18 protein-coding genes and 1 riboswitch are annotated in these 17,610 nt (G+C 67.3%); of the genes, 9 read left to right on the forward strand and 9 right to left on the reverse strand.

Going from position 1 to position 17,610, the window contains the following annotated elements:
* Position 1: 1 nt before the first annotated feature.
* Positions 2-1,123 carry a uroporphyrinogen decarboxylase gene (gene hemE / locus RW112_RS02650; protein ID WP_317780302.1) on the reverse strand — a complete coding sequence of 374 codons (1,122 nt, stop codon included), beginning with the start codon at positions 1,121-1,123 and terminating at the stop codon, positions 2-4.
* A gap of 158 nt (positions 1,124-1,281) precedes the next feature.
* Between hemE and RW112_RS02655 the strand changes: the two genes are divergently transcribed.
* A complete protein-coding gene (locus RW112_RS02655) occupies positions 1,282-2,622 on the forward strand; it encodes a glutamyl-tRNA reductase (protein WP_317780303.1) in 1,341 nt (446 codons plus the stop codon).
* 50 nt (positions 2,623-2,672) lie between these two features.
* Here RW112_RS02655 and moeB read toward each other — a convergent pair whose 3' ends face one another.
* Positions 2,673-3,872: a molybdopterin-synthase adenylyltransferase MoeB gene (gene moeB, locus RW112_RS02660; protein WP_317780304.1), complete on the reverse strand. Its 1,200-nt coding sequence runs from the start codon at positions 3,870-3,872 to the stop codon at positions 2,673-2,675.
* A gap of 66 nt (positions 3,873-3,938) precedes the next feature.
* Here moeB and RW112_RS02665 point away from each other — a divergent pair, with 66 nt between their 5' ends.
* The 3 genes from RW112_RS02665 to RW112_RS02675 all read left to right on the forward strand — a co-directional run bounded on the left by RW112_RS02665 (position 3,939) and on the right by RW112_RS02675 (position 5,266).
* On the forward strand, positions 3,939-4,625 hold the full coding sequence (locus tag RW112_RS02665; RefSeq protein ID WP_411709848.1) for a TetR/AcrR family transcriptional regulator: 687 nt from the start codon (positions 3,939-3,941) through the stop codon (positions 4,623-4,625).
* 51 nt (positions 4,626-4,676) lie between these two features.
* Positions 4,677-4,901: a DUF3107 domain-containing protein gene (locus tag RW112_RS02670; protein ID WP_305941641.1), complete on the forward strand. Its 225-nt coding sequence runs from the start codon at positions 4,677-4,679 to the stop codon at positions 4,899-4,901.
* 62 nt (positions 4,902-4,963) lie between these two features.
* Positions 4,964-5,266 carry a hypothetical protein gene (locus RW112_RS02675; protein WP_305941642.1) on the forward strand — a complete coding sequence of 101 codons (303 nt, stop codon included), beginning with the start codon at positions 4,964-4,966 and terminating at the stop codon, positions 5,264-5,266.
* A gap of 44 nt (positions 5,267-5,310) precedes the next feature.
* Here RW112_RS02675 and RW112_RS02680 read toward each other — a convergent pair whose 3' ends face one another.
* The 4 genes from RW112_RS02680 to thiO form a co-directional block, all read right to left on the reverse strand.
* Positions 5,311-5,679, reverse strand: a complete 369-nt coding sequence (locus tag RW112_RS02680) for a 4a-hydroxytetrahydrobiopterin dehydratase (protein WP_317780306.1) — start codon at positions 5,677-5,679, stop codon at positions 5,311-5,313.
* Positions 5,680-5,717: 38 nt separating this feature from the next.
* A complete protein-coding gene (locus RW112_RS02685) occupies positions 5,718-6,539 on the reverse strand; it encodes a thiazole synthase (RefSeq protein ID WP_317780307.1) in 822 nt (273 codons plus the stop codon).
* Positions 6,540-6,544: 5 nt separating this feature from the next.
* On the reverse strand, positions 6,545-6,781 hold the full coding sequence (thiS, locus tag RW112_RS02690) for a sulfur carrier protein ThiS (RefSeq protein ID WP_055796656.1): 237 nt from the start codon (positions 6,779-6,781) through the stop codon (positions 6,545-6,547).
* A complete protein-coding gene (thiO, locus tag RW112_RS02695) occupies positions 6,778-8,085 on the reverse strand; it encodes a glycine oxidase ThiO (protein WP_317780308.1) in 1,308 nt (435 codons plus the stop codon). The genes thiS and thiO overlap by 4 nt, the downstream gene beginning before the upstream one ends.
* Positions 8,072-8,191, reverse strand: a riboswitch (TPP riboswitch). Its footprint overlaps the gene before it by 14 nt.
* 26 nt (positions 8,192-8,217) lie before the next feature.
* Here thiO and thiE point away from each other — a divergent pair.
* Complete coding sequence (gene thiE / locus RW112_RS02700; RefSeq protein WP_317780309.1) at positions 8,218-8,892, forward strand: thiamine phosphate synthase; 675 nt, start codon at positions 8,218-8,220, stop codon at positions 8,890-8,892.
* Here the strand turns inward: thiE and RW112_RS02705 are convergent, their stop codons facing one another.
* Positions 8,893-9,579 carry a ferritin-like fold-containing protein gene (locus RW112_RS02705; RefSeq protein ID WP_317780310.1) on the reverse strand — a complete coding sequence of 229 codons (687 nt, stop codon included), beginning with the start codon at positions 9,577-9,579 and terminating at the stop codon, positions 8,893-8,895.
* A gap of 41 nt (positions 9,580-9,620) precedes the next feature.
* Between RW112_RS02705 and RW112_RS02710 the strand changes: the two genes are divergently transcribed.
* From RW112_RS02710 to RW112_RS02720, 3 genes are all read left to right on the forward strand, one after another.
* A complete protein-coding gene (locus RW112_RS02710) occupies positions 9,621-11,093 on the forward strand; it encodes an RNB domain-containing ribonuclease (protein WP_317780311.1) in 1,473 nt (490 codons plus the stop codon).
* Between the two features lie 299 nt (positions 11,094-11,392).
* On the forward strand, positions 11,393-13,138 hold the full coding sequence (locus RW112_RS02715) for a DEAD/DEAH box helicase (protein WP_317780312.1): 1,746 nt from the start codon (positions 11,393-11,395) through the stop codon (positions 13,136-13,138).
* Between the two features lie 8 nt (positions 13,139-13,146).
* The gene (locus tag RW112_RS02720; RefSeq protein WP_317780313.1) at positions 13,147-14,019 is read left to right on the forward strand and encodes a site-specific DNA-methyltransferase; all 873 of its coding nucleotides are present in this window, start codon (positions 13,147-13,149) and stop codon (positions 14,017-14,019) included.
* 65 nt (positions 14,020-14,084) lie between these two features.
* On the opposite strand, the gene RW112_RS02725 is transcribed toward RW112_RS02720, so the two are convergent.
* Positions 14,085-14,933, reverse strand: coding sequence for a PHP domain-containing protein (locus RW112_RS02725; protein WP_317780314.1), 849 nt, complete (start codon positions 14,931-14,933; stop codon positions 14,085-14,087).
* 96 nt (positions 14,934-15,029) lie between these two features.
* Here RW112_RS02725 and RW112_RS02730 point away from each other — a divergent pair, with 96 nt between their 5' ends.
* Positions 15,030-16,622, forward strand: coding sequence for an aminopeptidase P family protein (locus tag RW112_RS02730; protein ID WP_317780315.1), 1,593 nt, complete (start codon positions 15,030-15,032; stop codon positions 16,620-16,622).
* A gap of 64 nt (positions 16,623-16,686) precedes the next feature.
* Here the strand turns inward: RW112_RS02730 and RW112_RS02735 are convergent, their stop codons facing one another.
* Positions 16,687-17,574, reverse strand: coding sequence for a general stress protein (locus RW112_RS02735; RefSeq protein WP_317780316.1), 888 nt, complete (start codon positions 17,572-17,574; stop codon positions 16,687-16,689).
* Positions 17,575-17,610 lie beyond the last annotated feature (36 nt).

Here is a 17,610-nt window from a genome sequence, read left to right on the forward strand (position 1 = left end):
CTTACTCCGGTGAGATCGAGTGGATGAGTTCGACGACGCGCGTCAGCACGTCCGGGTCGGTCTCCGGCGGCACGCCGTGGCCCAGGTTCAGGACGTGGCCGGGCGCGGCAGAACCTGCCCTGATGACCTCCCGGACGTGGGCTTCCAGGACGGCCCACGGAGCGGAGAGCAGCGCGGGGTCGATGTTGCCCTGCAACGGCACGGTGCCGCCCAGCCGGCGGTTGGCTTCATCCAGGGGAAGCCGGTAGTCGACGCCCACCACGTCCACTCCGACGTCGCGCATTGCCACCAGCAGCTCAGACGTTCCGGTGCCGAAATGGATCAGCGGAGCGCCCAAATGGCGGACATGATCAAGGGCCCGGGCAGATGCCGGGGCTACAAAGCGCTCGTAGTCGGCCAGCCCCAGGGAACCCGCCCAGGAATCGAACAGCTGGCCCGCGGAGGCGCCGGCTTCCAGCTGGGCTCGGAGGAACATCCCCGAGGCGTCCGCTGCCCAGTTGGCCAGTGCATTCCAGGTCTCGGGATCGGCATGCATCATGGTGCGCGGGCCGAGGTGGTCGCGGGAGGGCTTGCCTTCAACCATGTACGCGGCCAGGGTGAACGGTGCACCGGCGAAACCGATCAGCGGCGTCTTGCCCAGCTGGGCAACGGTGAGGCGGACAGCCTCCCGGATCGGCTCCAGCGCTTCCCAGGTCAGCTGCGGGAGCGCTGCGACGTCTTCGGCGGTGCGTACCGGCTTGTCCAGGACCGGGCCGACGCCGGGGACGATATCCACGCCCACGCCCGCGAGTTTCAACGGGATCACGATGTCCGAGAAGAAGATGGCGGCGTCGACGTCGTGCCTGCGCACGGGCTGCAGCGTGATCTCGGAGGCCAGCTCGGGACGGAGGCAGGAATCCAGCATGGCCACGCCTTCGCGCACCTTCAGGTATTCCGGCAGGGAGCGGCCGGCCTGGCGCATGAACCAGACGGGCCGGCGGGACGGCTTGCCGCCGCGGTAGGCCGTGATGAGCGGCGAATCAGCCGTGCGGCCGTCCATCAGCGGGTGTCCTGCATCCAGGGTGGCCTCGGAGAACGGGACGTTGGATACTGTGCCGTTGGACGTTGCAGCGCTTGAAGTCATGACTCCGATTGTCCCTAAATTCGCCCCCAAAAGATAACGACAGCCTGTCATCCGGGGCCCGCGGCGGCCGTCCGTGGCAGGAATCACAAGGCAGCGTGCGCTTTGCCACTGCGCATTGTTGTTCTACCCCGCGACGAAAAAGCTATGATTGTGGTGCTGTGGTTCTTTTTTCATTGGTGGCTACACACGCCGACATCGACCTCGAGACCGTTGCTCAACTGAGCACCGGCGCTTCCGAGCTAGCTACATCCGCACTCTCCGGGTCGCCGGCAGTGACGGGTGCGGTAGTGCTTGCCACCTGCAACCGCTTTGAAATCTACGGTGAAGCGCCGCATCCGGATGACGTGGAAGCGGCGCGGGCCGCCCTGGTTGCCCAGATCAGCGAACGCACCGGGCTCAACGAGCAGCTGGTCTCCCGGTCCTTCAATACGCGCACCGGCGGCGAAGTCAGCCAGCACCTTTTCGCCGTCAGCTCCGGCCTTGATTCGGCTGTGGTGGGTGAACGCGAAATCGCCGGCCAGGTGCGTCGCGCGCTCATCAACGCCCAGCACGAAGGCACTGCCAGCTCGGGCCTCATCCGTCTTTTCCAGGCCGCGTCCAAGACCGCCAAGGACGTCGGCGCCCAGACGGCCCTCGGATCACGCGGGCTGTCCATCGTCTCGGTTGCGCTCGATCTCGCCACCGACCTTTCCGAAAGTGCCGACTGGTCCACCAAGAAGGCAGTGGTCTTCGGCACCGGGGCCTACGCAGGCGCCACCATGTCGCTGCTCCGTGAACGCGGCTGCACGGACATCTCAGTCTTTTCCTCCTCCGGCCGCGCCGAAGGCTTCGTGGCGACACGCGGCGGCACCGCCCTCGACGCTGATTCGCTCCCTGCCGCTGTGGCAGCGGCGGATGTGATGATCGGGTGCAGCGGCTCCGACACGCGGGTGGAAGCGGAGGAACTCGCCCGCGTGCGCGCGGGATCGCCCCAGACGCTGATCGCCATCGACCTGGCGCTCACCCATGATTTCGATCCCGCCGTTGGTGAGCTCGACGGCGTGGAGCTGCTGACCCTTGAGTCCGTGCGGCTCGCCGCTCCCCAGGAGCAGGCCGAATCCCTGGCACAGGCCAGCGGCATCGTCACCGGCGCGGCCGCAGCTTTTGAGCAGGAGCGCGAGGCCAGGTCCGTTGATACCGCCATCGTCGCACTGCGCCGCCACACCATGAACGTCCTCGACGCCGAAATGGAGAAGGTCCGGGCACGCCACGGCTGCACGGCTGCCGCCGAGGAAGTGGAGTTCGCCCTGCGGCGGATGGTCAAGCAGCTGTTGCACGTCCCCACGGTCCGGGCACGTGAGCTTGCCTCGAACGGTCAGCAGGAGCAGTACATTGCGGCGCTCGATGCGCTCTACGGCATCACAGTTGAGCAGCCCGCGGCCGCACCGGCCGCCGAATGTCCCGTGGACCACAGCCAGGCCGGCACGGCGTCCACCGACGCCCGGCGCGAAACAGCCTGACCGCAGTACCGCCGGACGTCAGTACCGCCGGATCGCAGTACCGCCGAACCTCAGTACACCGGCTTGGCCGGTTCCACCTCCCGCACCCAGGCGAGGATGCCGCCGTCGAGGTGGCTGACCCGCTGGTAGCCGGCCCTGTGCGCCGCGGCCAGGACTGCCGCCGAACGGGTGCCTGCCTTGCAGTGGAACACGATGTCCTTGTCCTGGGGCAGCTCGGCCCAGGCCTCCCCCGCCAGGATCCTGCCCTGCGGGATGAGGACGGACCCGTCAATGCTGACGATGTCGTGCTCGCCCGGCTCGCGGACGTCCACGAGTTCAAAGTCCTTCAGGCCGGCTTTGCGCGAAGCGAGCATGGTGGCCAGCTGCGTGGCCGTCACCGTGTTCTCCTTGGCGGTGGCGGCCTCAGGTTCAATTCCGCAAAACGCCTCGTAGTCGGTGAGTTCCGTGATGCGCTCCGCCGCCGGGTCCCGGGCCACCTTGATCTCGCGCCAGCTGCCGCCGAGGGCGTCGAACAGCGCCACCCGCCCCAGCAGGGAACGCCCGACGCCGGTAATCAGCTTCACTGCCTCGGTCACCATCAGCGAGCCCACCGCGGCGCACAGCATCCCGAACACGCCGCCTTCGCCGCAGGAAGGCACTGAACCGGCCGGCGGCGCCTCCGGGTAGAGGTCCCGGTAGGTGGGGCCGTGCTTCTCCCAGAACACGCTGACCTGGCCGTCGAAGCGGAAGATGGAACCCCAGACGTAAGGCTTGCCGAGGATGGCGGCGGCGTCGTTGACCAGGTAGCGCGTGGCGAAATTGTCCGCCCCGTCCAGGATGAGGTCGTAGTCGGCAAACAGCTCCAGCGCGTTGGAGGCATCGAGCCTGACGTTGTGGAGGCGGACATCCACCAGGGGGTTCAGCGCGGCAATGGCGTCACGGGCTGACTCGATCTTGGGCCGGCCCACGTCCGCCACTCCGTGGATGACCTGGCGCTGCAGGTTGCTCAGGTCCACGGCGTCGTCGTCAATGATTCCCAAGGTTCCCACCCCTGCGGCGGCAAGGTAGAGGAGTGCCGGCGAGCCCAGGCCGCCGGCTCCGATCACAAGCACCCTGGCGTTCTTGAGCCGGCGTTGGCCCAGCGTGCCGATTTCGGGAATGATGAGGTGGCGGGAGTACCGCTCCACCTCTTCGGCCGTCAGAGCATCCGCCGGTTCCACGAGCGGATCCAGGGTTGCAGGGACAGCGGTTGCGGTGAACGTGGAAGCCATACTTCAATGTATGCCCGAAGATGCCGCCAGGTCATATTACCCGCGCGTAAAGTGTAGGTAACTGCAATGGAAAGAAGGCCAACAGTGGTTCATCAGGCACCGGTTGATCGGACACCGGCCGGGAAGGCAACCGCGGGACAGGCGCGGGCCGGCGGTGCGCGTTCGGCGCGGCTCCCGCGTGACGAACGGCGCGCGCAGCTGCTGGCCGCCGCCCAGGAAGTCTTCGTAGCCAACGGCTACCATGGCGCCGCCATGGACGAGATCGCCGAAACGGCCCACGTCAGCAAACCGGTGCTGTACCAGCACTTCCCTTCCAAACGCGAGCTCTACCTCGCCCTGCTGGACAGCCATCTCAGCGCGCTGACCGATCTCATGATGGGCGCTTTGAACTCCACCGACGACAACGACGAACGTGTCCAGGCCGTCATGCGTGCCTATTACCGCTTTATCGCCAGCGACGACCAGGCGCACCGCCTGGTGTTTGAATCGGACCTGATCAACGACAGCGACGTCAGTTCCAGGCTGGAAACCTTCAACAAGGCTTTCGCCGATGCCATTGCCCGCGTCATCGCCGAGGACACCAAGCTCCCCATGCTGGAGGCCCAGCTGCTGGGGCGCGGACTGGCCGGAATGGCGCAGGTCAGCGCGCGTTACTGGCTCGAAACGGACGGGAACCTGGACCTCGATGTGGCCAGTGACCTGATCTATCGTTTAGCTTGGCGCGGAATCTCGCGCTTCCCCAAGGAAACCTAGACTACAAATAGAGAACACCTTTAGAACTTTGATTGGCTGGGAGGCCTCGCTGTGGAAGTAAAGATCGGCATTCAGAACATCGGCCGCGAAATTGTGCTGGAATCGGCTCAGGATGCTGACGCTGTGGCAAAGCTCGTCGAGGAATCCATTGCCAAGGGCGCTGAACTTCGCTTGGCTGACGACAAGGGCCGCGTGGTCATCATTCCCGCGAACGTGCTGGGCTACGTTGAAATCGGGGCCGAGGAAGCCCGCCGCGTCGGTTTCGGCCAGCTTTAGGCCGTTCCAGCCCTGTCCACCCGCCCTGACCCGCACCCACTCTGCAGCAAGGAGTTCGCCGAATGCTTTCCCTGGTAATCGTGGCCCTGGTCACCGTGGCCGCAGGCTTTGTTGTCTGGGCCAACGACCGGCGGCACGCGAAGTACGGCATCGCCATGCCGGCGGGCGTTTCCCTGACCGTGGGGATGCTGAGCTGGGTCATCTTCATGGCCGCAGGGCTTGGGTACCAGCCCGGCCTGACGTGGATCCCGTGGGTGCTTCCCATGGTCCTGGGCACCGGGGCGGCACTCGCCGCCTCGGTGTACCTGGGCCGCAAGCGCGCCCTGCAGGACACGAAGCAGCTGACGGCCGCACTGCGGCTCTGACACGCAGTGCCGGATCCGCTCCGGCCGCCAGTCCGGGTTGTCCGCTAGTCCGGGTTGCCGGTGTCGCCCGCGATCTCTGCTGACCGGTAGCGGCCAGGCTCCGCAGTCGCCGAGACAGCAGCAGCTGCCCGGCTGGCGGCCGCCGCAGCGGCGACGTCACGCTGCGTCACTTCGGTACCGGCGTCGTGCGAGGTGTAGCGGATGAAGACGCGGTTATAGCGCCAGTCCAGGTCCGGGTGGTGGTTCTGTTCCTCAGCCATCTGCCCGACTGCGGCGATCAGCTGGAGCGCTGCAGCCGCCGTCGGCGTCTTGTAGACGGTCACCAGGCCGCCCAGCCGGTATCGCCAGTCGGGAAGGTCCGCCAGTGCGGCGTCGACCTGGGGTCGGGTAAGAACGTCTTCCTTGCCGGTCACCGCTGGCTCCCTTTGCTCGTTGCTGCCGGAATTTCCTGCTACAGGAACTCCGCCCGGCCCTCCATGGCAGACGACGCAAGGGCGTGCTCGCGGCGTGGAATCCGGCCGGCCGATTTCGCCAGCCTACCGGCGATAACGGCGTGTTTGAAGGCCTCCCCCATCATCGCCGGGTTTTGCGCCCGGGTCACTGCCGTTGCGAGCAACACCGCGTCGCAGCCCAGCTCCATGGCCAGGGCAGCGTCGGACGCCGTGCCGATGCCGGCATCCAGCACCACGGGAACGGATGCCCGGGAAACGATGAGTTCGATGTTGTGCGGGTTCAGGATGCCCAGTCCCGTGCCGATGGGCGCCCCGAGGGGCATCACGGCGGTGGCGCCAAGGTTCTCCAGCCGCAGCGCCAGCACGGGGTCGTCATTCGTGTAGGCGAACACCTTGAATCCGCGGTTCACCAGCTGCTCGGTGGCGTCCACCAGCTCCACGGCGTCCGGGAGGAGGGTGTGTTCATCGGCTATCACCTCGAGCTTCACCCAGTCCGTCTCCAGCGCCTCCCGGGCCAGTTCCGCCGTCATGACCGCGTCCCTTGCCGTGAAGCAGCCGGCGGTGTTGGGGAGGACCCGGATGTTGTGGTCCACCAGGAGCTGGAACAGCGAGCCTGTTTCGGCCGGCGAGTAGCGGCGCATGGCCACGGTGGTCAGCTCCGTGCCCGAGGCGAGCAGCGCCGCGCCCAGCCCGTCCAGGCTGGGGGCACCGCCGGTGCCCATGATCAGCCGCGATCCCAGCGGGACGCCGTCCACGATGAACGGGTCCGCGGCCGCCTGCTGCGGGGTCCCTGCCACTCCGGCAACCGTAGTTCCTGCCATAATGCTCAACCTCCCTGTACCGCGGTAACAAGTTCGACGTCGTCGCCCTCGGCGAGCGCCGTCACAAACCACTGGCTGCGGGGCACCACCTCGGAATTCCGCGCCACCGCCACACCCAGCTTCCGGCCGTCGGCCGCCTGCCCGTTGGGGGCAAGGTTCCTGCCGGTGACCTGGCTGATGAGGGTGGTGACGGACGCGCCGTCGTCCACCGCGTGGACCGTGCCGTTCAGTGTGATGTTCATGCTGTTTCCTTGATCGGGGCGGGGGCGGGAAGTTTCGCGGGGGTGGCCGGAGGGCCGGAAAACCGGTGGGGCCGGAACGGCGCCCACCGCGGATCGGCCGTGCCGTCCAGCAGCTGCCTGCAGATGGAAGCTGCCGCGGGAGTGAGCAGGACGCCATGGCGGAAGAATCCGGTGGCAATGATCAGCCCCGGTACGTCACCGCCGGTTCCGGCGTCCGCGACGCGCCCCAGCAGCGGCGCGTTGTCCGGTGTTCCCGGCCGGGCCCGCGCTGTGGCTTCCAGGAGTTCCAGTTCGGCGACCGCGGGTACCAGCACCTGCGCGTCACGAAGCAACTGGTAGACGCCGCCCGCTGAAACAGCTGAGCCGGGCAGCCCTTCGGGCCCGGGCGGCCCTGCCTGGTCCTTGCCGGCTCCCGAGAGTGCGTCTTCGCGCTGGGTGGCCCCGATCACCACCGTGCCGTCCTGCCGGGGCACGATGTAGACGGGGACTCCGTGGACCATGCCGCGGACGGTGGATGTCAGCAGCGGCTGCAGGTAGGCGGGGACACGCAGGCGCAGGATGTCGCCGTACACCGGGCGGAGCGGCAGTTGGAGGCCGGCCGGCAGTCCGCCGAGTGACGCTGCATCCAGCCCGTTGGCGATGATTGTCTCCCCGGCATGCACGGCGCCTCCCCCGGCCAGGCCGACACCGGTGACCCGCCCGTCCTCCCAGAGCAGGCCGGCGGCCCGCTCACGCACGGCGCAGCCCAGCAGGGAGTCCGCAATCAGGGCCAGGAGCCTGCGGGGATCCACCTGGTGGTCGGCCGGGATGTCGAAGGCGCAGGAGATGCCGGGGCTCAGCAACGGCTCGCGGGCACGTGCTTCCCTGACTGTCAGTGGTTCCACTGTGAGGCCGCTGGACCGCTGGGCGCCGCGCAGGTCGGCGAGCGCCCGCCGGTCGGCGGCGTCGGCACCCACGGCGAGGGTCGACGTCGTGAGGTAACCGGTGTCCGGGCCGGCGCCGGCCGGGGCACCGCGTTGCAGTCCGGCGGCGAAGGCGGGCCAAAGCTCCGAGGAGTGGAGCATGAGCTCCAGGAGCTCTTCCTCCTGGTAGTGCAGTTCGCTGACCGGAGCCAGCATGCCGGCCGCGGCCCAGCTCGCGCCCGTACCGGGGGCGTCGTCGATGATCACCACGGACCTGCCCGACTGCCGGGCTTCCCAGGCGATGCCGTGGCCGATGATTCCGCCTCCGATTACGGCGACATCGGCGCTGATGTCCAGGCGCGCGGCGGGGTAGCCTGCTGGAGATTGCGGGGTCACTCTCATCCTTCCCTACGCCGGTACTAACCGGATCAGGTCAAGCGGTCGGCTCTGACGCCCTCTCAGCCCTGCAGCTTTGTGACAGCTGCAGCGGGCTCCCGCGGTACTCCATCAGTTTAGGGGAACTAGGCTGGTGCCATGACCGAGCAAGCCCTCCTCACTGACGCCCGCCTGTACCTCTGCACCGACGCCCGCACCGACCGTGGCGATTTCGGAGACTTCGTTGACGCCGCCTATGCCGGAGGCGTTGACATCATCCAGCTCCGGGACAAGAACCTGGAAGCGGCCGAAGAGCTCGAACTGCTCGACGTGCTGGAAGCCGCGGCCCGCCGCCACGGCCGCCTCTGGTCGGTCAACGACCGCGCGGACATTGCCTCGCTCTCCGGCGCACCCGTGCTCCATGTCGGCCAGAAAGACCTCCCCCTGGCGTCGGCACGCAAGTTCCTCGGCAATGAAGCCGTCATCGGCCTCTCAACGCACAGTCCGGAACAGATCGATGCCGCCATCGCCGCATCACGCGGCCCCGGCGGCCTGGACTACTTCTGCGTCGGGCCGGTGTGGGCCACTCCCACCAAGCCGGGGAGGGCCGCTGTCGGCCTCGACCTGGTCCGCTACGCCGCGGCGGCCGCTGGCGAGGCCGGCACGACGCAGCTGCCGTGGTTCGCCATCGGCGGCATCGACCTGGGCAACGTTGAGCAGGTGGTGGCTGCGGGCGCACAGCGGATCGTGGTGGTCCGCGCCATCACCGAGGCCGATGATCCTGCCGCAGCTGCGCGGTCGCTCCTGGCCGCCCTCGACGCCGGATCCTCCTGACTATCCGGCCAGGCCGAGCTCCGTCATCCGCCGGGAATGGTTCCCTGCCAGCCCGGCGATCAGCCCGCTGACCAGCTCGTTCGCCGCGGCAGTGTCCCCGCCGCCATCCCCGCCGCCGATCAGGCGTCCCAGGAACGCATGCTCATGGCTGACCCGCTGCGCCTGCGTCAGTGCTTCGCCGAGCAGCCGCCTGGCCCATAGCGCAAGCCTGGAGGCGAGCCTGGGATCATCTGCCAAGGCGCCCCTGAGCAGTTCGCGGAGCACCTGTGTCGTCTCATCGGAGGCCTGGACCTCCTCGATGAGTTCCCGTGTGCCCGCGTCGACGTAGCGGGAGATGGCCCGGTAGAAGTCAGCGGAAACCGTATCGATGACATAAGCCTTCATCAGTGATTCGAACCAGTCACCCGGGCGCGTCCGTGAATGGAAGAAGTCCACGGCTGCCTGGAACGGCAGCATGGCGTCCTCAGCGTCGATCCCCATGTCCGCGAGGCGGGAGCTCACCAGCTCGTAGTGCTGGAACTCCACCACGGCAATCCTGCCGAGCACGGCACGGTCGTGGAGGGTGGGCGAATACCGTGCGTCGGCGGCGAACCGTTCGAAGGCCGACAGCTCGCCGTAGGCCATCATTCCGAACAGGTCTGCGATGAAGCGGTTGTAGTGAGCGGTGTCAGCCGGGGATGAGCTCATCGTCCAAGACTAATGGCGCAAATCGAGCTAATCTGACTTTCGTGTCACATCATCGCCTGACTCCCAGTGTCCACGAACAGACCAACCGGCTGGCCGAGGCCCTGAACGCGCTCCGTACGGAGCTGGAGCTGCCCGGGCCGTTCCCCGACGACGTCCTCGAGGATGCGCTGGCGGCCATTGCAGAGCACAAGATGCCGGACCTTGACCTCACTCCAGTGGAGTTTGTGACCATAGATCCTGCGTCCTCCACGGACCTGGACCAGGCCCTCTACATCGAGAGGTCAGGGGACGGATATAAGGTCTTCTACGCCATCGCCGATGTTCCGTCCTTCGTTGCACCGGGCGGGGCGCTCGACGCCGAGACACGTCGCCGGGGACAGACGATCTATGCTCCGGACGGGCGGATTCCGCTTCACCCGGAAGTCATCAGCGAGCGTGCCGGCAGCCTGCTGGCCGGCCAGCTGTGCTCCGCCTTCGTGTGGGAGTTTGACCTGGATACGGCAGCCCGGGTGGATTCGGTGCTGGTGCGCCGCGCCAAAATCAGGAGCCGGGCGAAACTCAACTACAAGGGCGTCCAGGCCGAGCTCGATTCCGGCAATGCTGTTCCTGTCCTGCAGCTGCTCAAAGAGGTGGGGCTGAAACGCGTCGAACTGGAGCGGCTGCGCGGCGGCGCAAGCCTGAACATGCCGGAACAGGAAATCGAACAGACACCCGACGGCGGTTTCCGCATCGTGGCGGCCCCCTCCCTCCCGGTGGAGGACTGGAACGCCCAGATCTCCCTCATGACCGGCATGGCTGCCGCGGACCTGATGCTCGACGGCAAAGTGGGCATCCTGCGTACCATGCCTGCCCCCGACGAACGGTCCCTCCTGCACTTCCGGCGGCAGACCAACGCCCTCGGCAAGCCCTGGGACGGCGAGGCGAGCTACGGGGAGTATTTGCGTTCCCTTGATCCCACCGATCCCCGGCAGCTGGCCATCCTGCACTCCGCCGGCATGCTGTTCCGGGGCGCCGGTTACACCCCCTTTGACGGCACGGTACCGGAGGCCGCCATCCAATCGGCCATCGGGGCTGCGTATGCGCACACCACGGCGCCGCTGCGGCGCCTGATTGACCGCTTTGTCCTGGTGATCTGCGAGGCGCTCAGCAACGGCACCGCGGTTCCCGACTGGGCCCGCGAGGCACTTCCTTCGCTGCCGGAAATCATGGCGGCCTCAGATCAGCTGGCCGCCAGGATGGAGCGGCTGGCCCTGGACACGGTGGAGGCGGCCCTCCTCGTCAACCACATCGGCCAGGAGTTCGACGCCGTGGTCATCTCCGGATCGAAGCCGGGCAAGTCGAACGGGAACGGCGGCAACGGAAACGGGAACGGACCGTCCGGCATTATCCAGATCGCAGACCCGGCAGTGACAGCCAGGTGCCCCGGCGAGCTCGAATCCGGCACGACGGTCCGGGTCAGGCTGGTCTCCTCGGACATCCGCACACGGGAGATCCAGCTGCAGCTCGTGGGGTGACTGCGGGATGGTTTCGGGCTGCGTCCGGGGCGTCAGTCGGAGGTTGTTGCGGTCAACAGCTAGACTGAGGGGGTAGTAATGGATGCCCGGTCGTTGATTTCCATGATTTTTGAATTCAACAAGCCCGCCCCTACGCGATCTTGAGATACACCCGCTGGTCCCCAGTGCCAGCATTTAGATAGCCCGCGATCGGCTTCCACTGGATTTGCTTGCGCGCCAGAGCGTGCTCCGGAACGGCCTTGCGGCCGGCCCCGTTGAGCAAGCAGCGCCAATGCCCAAATGAATAAGGAAACTCCCCTGTGAGTGAATTGCATACGCACCAACTTTTGACCGACGACACCGGCACGGAATCGATCGAGCCGGAAGAGACCATCATCTCGGACGAAAAACCGCACGAGATCGAGGAGAAATCCTTCGCCGACTACAACGTCCGCGCCGACATCGTCGAGTCCCTGGCCGACGCCGGAATCACCCACCCCTTCCCCATCCAGGCCATGACGCTGCCAGTGGCCCTCGCCGGCCACGACATCATCGGCCAGGCAAAGACGGGCACCGGCAAGACCCTCGGCTTCGGCATCCCGGCGCTGCAGCGCGTTGTGGGCCGGGACGACCCCGGCTTCGACAAGCTGGCCGTCCCCGGCGCCCCGCAGGCCCTCGTGATCGTGCCCACCCGCGAACTTGCAGTCCAGGTTGCCAAGGACCTGGAAAACGCTGCTAAGAAGCGCAACGCCCGCATCGCCACCATCTACGGCGGCCGCGCCTATGAGCCCCAGGTGGAAGCCCTGCAGAAGGGCGTCGAAGTGGTTGTCGGTACGCCCGGCCGCCTGATCGACCTTTACAAGCAGAAGCACCTGAGCCTGAAGAACGTCAAGATCGTCATCCTCGACGAGGCCGACGAGATGCTGGACCTCGGCTTCCTGCCCGACGTTGAGACGCTCATCGCCGGCACCCCGGCGGTCCGCCAGACCCTGCTGTTCTCGGCGACCATGCCCGGTCCGGTCATCGCCATGGCCCGCCGCTACATGACCCAGCCCACCCACATCCGCGCCGCTGATCCGGACGACGAGGGGCTCACCAAGCGCGACATCCGCCAGCTGATCTACCGCGCCCACAGCATGGACAAGGTCGAGGTAGTCGCCCGCATCCTGCAGGCCCGCGGCCGCGGCCGCACCATCATCTTCACCAAGACCAAGCGCACCGCCGCCAAGGTTGCTGAGGAACTGGTGGACCGCGGATTCGCCGCCGCCGCCATTCACGGCGACCTCGGCCAGGGTGCCCGCGAGCAGGCGCTGCGCGCCTTCCGCAACAACAAGGTTGACGTCCTGGTGGCCACCGACGTCGCCGCGCGCGGCATCGACGTTGACGACGTGACCCACGTGATCAACTACCAGTGCGTCGAGGACGAAAAAATCTACCTGCACCGCGTTGGCCGCACCGGCCGCGCCGGCAACAAGGGCACCGCCGTAACGTTCGTCGATTGGGACGACATGCCGCGCTGGGGCCTGATCAACAAGGCGCTGGGCCTGAGCTACCCGGAACCCGTGGAAACCTACTCCTCATCGCCGCACCTGTATGAAGAGCTGGACATCCCGGAAGGCACCAAGGGCCGCCTGCCCCGCGACAAGCGTGTGCTGGCCGGCGTCGACGCCGAGGTCCTGGAGGACCTGGGCGAGACCGGAAAGAAGACCGGGCGCGGCAGCGCAAGGGACAGCGCCGGCGGCACCGGACGCGACAGCGCCCGCGGCACCGGACGCGACAGTGCCCGCGGCAGCGCAAGGGACAGCGGACGCGACACCCGCCGTAGCGGCAGCGATGCCGGCGGACGCGCAGGTGACCGCCGCCGCCGTACGTCGGACAACGGCGCCGCGGCAGCCCCGGCAGCAGAGGCCGCCCCCGTGGCGGCTCCGGCCGCGTCGGCGCCGGCCGAGGTGGACCGCGCCACGCGGGCACGGCGCCGCACGCGCACCCGCCGCCGCAACGGCGAAGTGGTGGGCGGCGGGAACGCAGCGCAGGACGGCGCACACCACGGCAACGCCGAGGCCTAAAGCCGTCGATGACTGACACCGTCTGGGCGCCGGACGGCAGCAACCTGGTGGTACACGCGGATAACGCCGAATACCTCCCCACGCTGCCGGACGGCGCCTTCACACTCATCTACGTGGACCCGCCGTTCAACACGGGCCGCGCCCAGAGCCGACAGCAGACCACCATGGTCCGCAACGCGGAAGGCGGCGGCGACCGCGTGGGTTTCAAGGGCCGCTCCTACGACACGATCAAAGGCGCCCTGCACAAATACGACGACGCCTTCAGCGACTACTGGTCCTTCCTGGAACCCAGGCTCGTGGAGGCGTGGCGGCTGCTGGCTGATGACGGCACCCTGTACCTGCATCTGGACTACCGGGAAGTGCACTACGCCAAGGTGATGCTGGACGCCATCTTCGGCCGCGAGTGCTTCCTGAACGAAATCATCTGGGCGTACGATTACGGCGCCCGCGCCAAGTTCCGCTGGCCCACCAAGCACGACAACATCCTGGTGTACGTCAAGAACCCGGCCACGTATCACTTTGACAGCGCTGAAGTGGACCGCGAACCCTACATGGCGCCCGGACTGGTGACGCCCGAAAAGCGGGAGCTCGGCAAGCTGCCCACCGACGTCTGGTGGCACACCATCGTCTCGCCCACCGGCAAGGAGAAAACCGGCTACCCCACGCAGAAGCCGGAGGGCCTGATCCGCCGGGTCGTTGCGGCCTCAAGCCGCCCGGGTGACTGGTGCCTGGACTTCTTCGCCGGCTCCGGCACCCTGGGAGCCGTGGCCGCCAAACTCGGCCGGAAATTCGTCTGCGTGGACCAGAACCAGCCGGCCATCGACGTCATGGCCGCGAGGCTGGGTGCCCACGCGACGCTGACCTCGTTCCCGCCCAACTGACTCGCATTTAACGTCGTCATTCGCGGTTTTGAGAGCGTTAACTGCCAGTTAGTTGGGCCTGCACTTCACGGACGGACGACGGCGGTGCCCGTGGCCTGCTCTTCAATCGCGGCCAGGACCTCTGGTGCGGTGAGGTTCTCGCCCAGCAGGTTCGGCTTGCCCGTGCCGTGGTAGTCGGAGGAACCGGTGACCAGCAGTCCGTGATCTTCGGCGAGGCCCCGGAGGAATTCCCGGCCGTCCTCCGGATTATCCCGGTGATTGACCTCCAGGCCGGCCAGGCCGGCGTCGATCATCTCCAGGTAGGTGCGTCGGCCCACCACGCGTCCGCGGGCGGACGCCACCGGGTGGGCGAACACCGGGACACCGCCCGCCGCACGGACCAGGGCCACCGCAACGGCCGGATCCGGGGCGTAGTGCTGCACGTAGTACCGGGAATGTGACGTCAGGATCGACGCGAACGCCTCAGTCCGGTCCGCGACCACCCCGGCCGCCACGAGGGCGTCGGCGATGTGCGGCCGGCCCAGCGTTGCCCCCGGCGCCACATGGTGGATGACGTCGTCCCAGCTCAGCGGATAGTCCTCCGCCAGGAGGGTGACCATGCGTTCGGCCCGGGTGAGGCGGGCATCCTTGGACCTGGTGATTTCCTCCAGCAGGCCGGGATGCGCCGGATCATGGAGATAGCTGAGCAGATGCACGCTGATGCCCTGATCGGTCCGGCAGGAAATTTCCATGCCGGGCACGAGGGCGATCCCGTTGCTCCGGGCGGCCCGGGATGCTTCGGCCCAGCCGTCGGTGGAATCGTGGTCGGTCAGCGCCACCACATCCAGGCCTGCGGCTGCAGCGGCTGCCATCACCGCGGCAGGCGCCTCCGTGCCGTCGGAAACATTCGAGTGGGCATGCAGATCAATCCTCACCTGCCCAGCCTAGTAGATGGCCGGTGCGGTGGCGCGTGCGGTGTGCGGTGCAGTGTTCGGTGGCCGGGGCCACGCCGCTGGTGAGACTATTGGACGGTGAACGATGCAGACAACACCTACAACGGTGAAACTACAGCAACCCAGCCCCTCGAAGAGCGCGTCAACAACCGCTCGCAGCGGCCCAGTTCCGACGCCTTCAAGGCCTTTATGGCCAGCAACTGGGCGCCCTCGGCACAAGAGCTCCCCGATCGGGACGCCGTGGCCGACCACGCTGCCGCCCGCCGTCGTGCCATTTCCGGCCTGTTCAAAGGCGAACGGCTGGTGGTCCCGGCCGGGCCGTTGAAGGTCCGCTCCAATGACTGCGACTACCGCTTCCGCCCGCACTCCGGCTTCGCGCACCTGACCGGGCTGGGCCTGGACCACGAGCCCGACGCCGTGCTCATCCTGGAACCCGTCGAAGAAGGAAAGGGCGACGACGGCGGGAACCACCGCGCCACGCTGTACTTCCGGCCCCTCGCCGGCCGGGACACCGAACAGTTCTACGCCGACTCCCGCTCCGGCGAATTCTGGATCGGTGCCCGCCCCACGCTCGCCGAATTCGAGCGGAGGCTGGGCCTGGCCACGGCCCACATCGACCAGCTTGAACTCGCCATCACAAAGAATGTCGGTGCCCCCGAAATCGGCGGCATCTCCATCCGGCTGGTGCGTAAGGTGGATGAAAACATCGACGCCCTGGTGGACACGGCCCGCTACAACACGGCCAAGGACCCCGACAACCTGGACCTGGGCGTGCTGGATGCCCTCGATGAGAAGCTCACGGAAGCACTCTCCGAGCTCCGCCTGCTGAAGGACCCGTGGGAAGTCGACCAGATGAAAATCGCCGTGGCTGCCACGGTGGAGGGGTTCACCGAGGTGGTCAAGGCACTCCCCCGCGCCCTGACGCACCAGCGCGGAGAGCGCGTGGTCGAAGGTGCCTTCTTCGCCCGTGCCCGGGAAGAGGGCAACGAACTCGGCTATGACACCATCGCGGCCTCCGGCAACAACGCCACCGTGCTGCACTGGACCCGGAACACGGGCAGGGTGAACGCCGGTGAACTGCTGCTGCTGGACGCCGGCGTTGAGGCTGATTCCCTGTACACCGCGGACGTCACCCGCACCCTGCCCGCCAACGGCACGTTCACGGAGGTCCAGCGGAAGGTCTACGACGCCGTCCTGGACGCCGCGGACGCCGGCTTCGCCGCAGCGCAGCCGGGTACCAAGTTCCGCGACATCCACACGGCCGCCACCACCGTCCTGGCCGAACGGCTGGCGGAGTGGGGCCTGCTGCCCGTCTCCGTCGAGGAAGCCATCAGCCCGGAGGGCCAGCAGCACCGCCGGTGGATGCCACACGGCACCAGCCACCACCTGGGCCTCGACGTGCACGACTGCGCCCAGGCCAAGCGCGAGCTCTACCTGGACGGCGTCCTCACCCCGGGCATGGTGTTTACGGTCGAACCCGGCCTCTACTTCAAGAACGAGGACCTCGCGATTCCGGCGGAGTACCGCGGCATCGGCGTCAGGATCGAGGACGACATCCTCATGACTGCCGACGGCCCGGTCAACCTCAGCGCCGCCCTCCCCCGGAAGGCGGACGACGTCGAGTCGTGGATGGCGGGCATCTACCAGGAAATCGACAACACGCAGCCGTAAGCGGGTAAAGCAAAGGCCTCCGTCCGGATGATCCGGACGGAGGCCTTTGCTGTTCCCGGGCTAGCTAGCGCTGGGTGTCGCCCTCGGCGGGCTCGTGCTTGGGACCGTCCTCCTGCTTGGGCTGGTCGGTCACGCGGACGCCGTACTGTGGCCGGCCGTCGGGGAGGTCCGGGTAGTGCACGGCGGGCGTTGGCGCGGCCCGGTGCTGGGCGTGCTCCTCGGAAGGCGCCTGGGGTCCGTGAGCCTCCGGGCCGGCGGCAGCATGCGCGCCGGTGGCAGGCTGGTTCCCTGCCTCAGGCGACCTTTGGCCGTAGGGGTCGTTCCAGCCGGCGGGCCGCTGCGGTCCGGTTCCCTGTTGGGGAGCGTGCTGTTGCCCGGACTGCTGGTAGGGCTGGTGCTGATAGCCGCCCTGGCCGTACGTTGCGGCGCCCGCTGTCGCGTCAGACGTGGTCATGGGCAGCTGCTGGAGCATACGCCGGGCCTCATGGGATGCCTCGAAGGCCACTACGACGTCGTAGTTGGTGGCTACCACCTGGCTCGTTGAGGTGAAGTCGCGCTTCCCGCGCTGCATGGCATACGTGACGATGCCGAACAGCATGAAGAAGGCCGCACCCATGAGCACCGAGGTCACAATCGAGAAGTAGCCGCCGGTCGGGGAGAAGAAGGACAGCATGACGCCGACAAACAGGCCGAACCACATTCCGCTCAGTGCGCCGGACAAGGCGACGCGGGGGTAGCTCAGCCTTCCGGTGACCCGTTCCACCATCTTCAGGTCGTTGCCCACGATGGACACCAGCTGGACCGGGAACTGCTGGTCGGCCAGGTAGTCCACCGCCTTCTGGGCATCCAGGTAGGAGCTGTAGGAACCGACGGTGTCCCCGGCCGGAACCGTGCGGAATTCATCCGGCCCGTTCGGGCCACCGGCCTTGGGAGCACCAAAAATGTTTGACATACCTCCATTCTTGCCCATCCGGCTGGGTGCACGCTG

Source organism: Arthrobacter sp. B10-11, assembly GCF_033142195.1.
Taxonomy (GTDB): Bacteria; Actinomycetota; Actinomycetes; order Actinomycetales; family Micrococcaceae; genus Arthrobacter; species Arthrobacter oryzae_C.

Bases quoted from the DNA above. Each gene is read 5' to 3' on its own strand.
- RW112_RS02675 (WP_305941642.1), top strand. From the start codon at position 4,964: ATGCTTTCCCTGGTAATCGTGGCCCTGGTCACCGTGGCCGCAGGCTTT.
- moeB (WP_317780304.1), bottom strand. From the start codon at position 3,872: ATGGCTTCCACGTTCACCGCAACCGCTGTCCCTGCAACCCTGGATCCG.
- RW112_RS02685 (WP_317780307.1), bottom strand. From the start codon at position 6,539: ATGGCAGGAACTACGGTTGCCGGAGTGGCAGGGACCCCGCAGCAGGCG.
- RW112_RS02720 (WP_317780313.1), top strand. From the start codon at position 13,147: ATGACTGACACCGTCTGGGCGCCGGACGGCAGCAACCTGGTGGTACAC.
- RW112_RS02735 (WP_317780316.1), bottom strand. From the start codon at position 17,574: ATGTCAAACATTTTTGGTGCTCCCAAGGCCGGTGGCCCGAACGGGCCG.
- hemE (WP_317780302.1), bottom strand. From the start codon at position 1,123: ATGACTTCAAGCGCTGCAACGTCCAACGGCACAGTATCCAACGTCCCG.
- thiO (WP_317780308.1), bottom strand. From the start codon at position 8,085: ATGAGAGTGACCCCGCAATCTCCAGCAGGCTACCCCGCCGCGCGCCTG.
- RW112_RS02705 (WP_317780310.1), bottom strand. From the start codon at position 9,579: ATGAGCTCATCCCCGGCTGACACCGCTCACTACAACCGCTTCATCGCA.
- thiE (WP_317780309.1), top strand. From the start codon at position 8,218: ATGACCGAGCAAGCCCTCCTCACTGACGCCCGCCTGTACCTCTGCACC.
- thiS (WP_055796656.1), bottom strand. From the start codon at position 6,781: ATGAACATCACACTGAACGGCACGGTCCACGCGGTGGACGACGGCGCG.
- RW112_RS02665 (WP_411709848.1), top strand. From the start codon at position 3,939: ATGGAAAGAAGGCCAACAGTGGTTCATCAGGCACCGGTTGATCGGACA.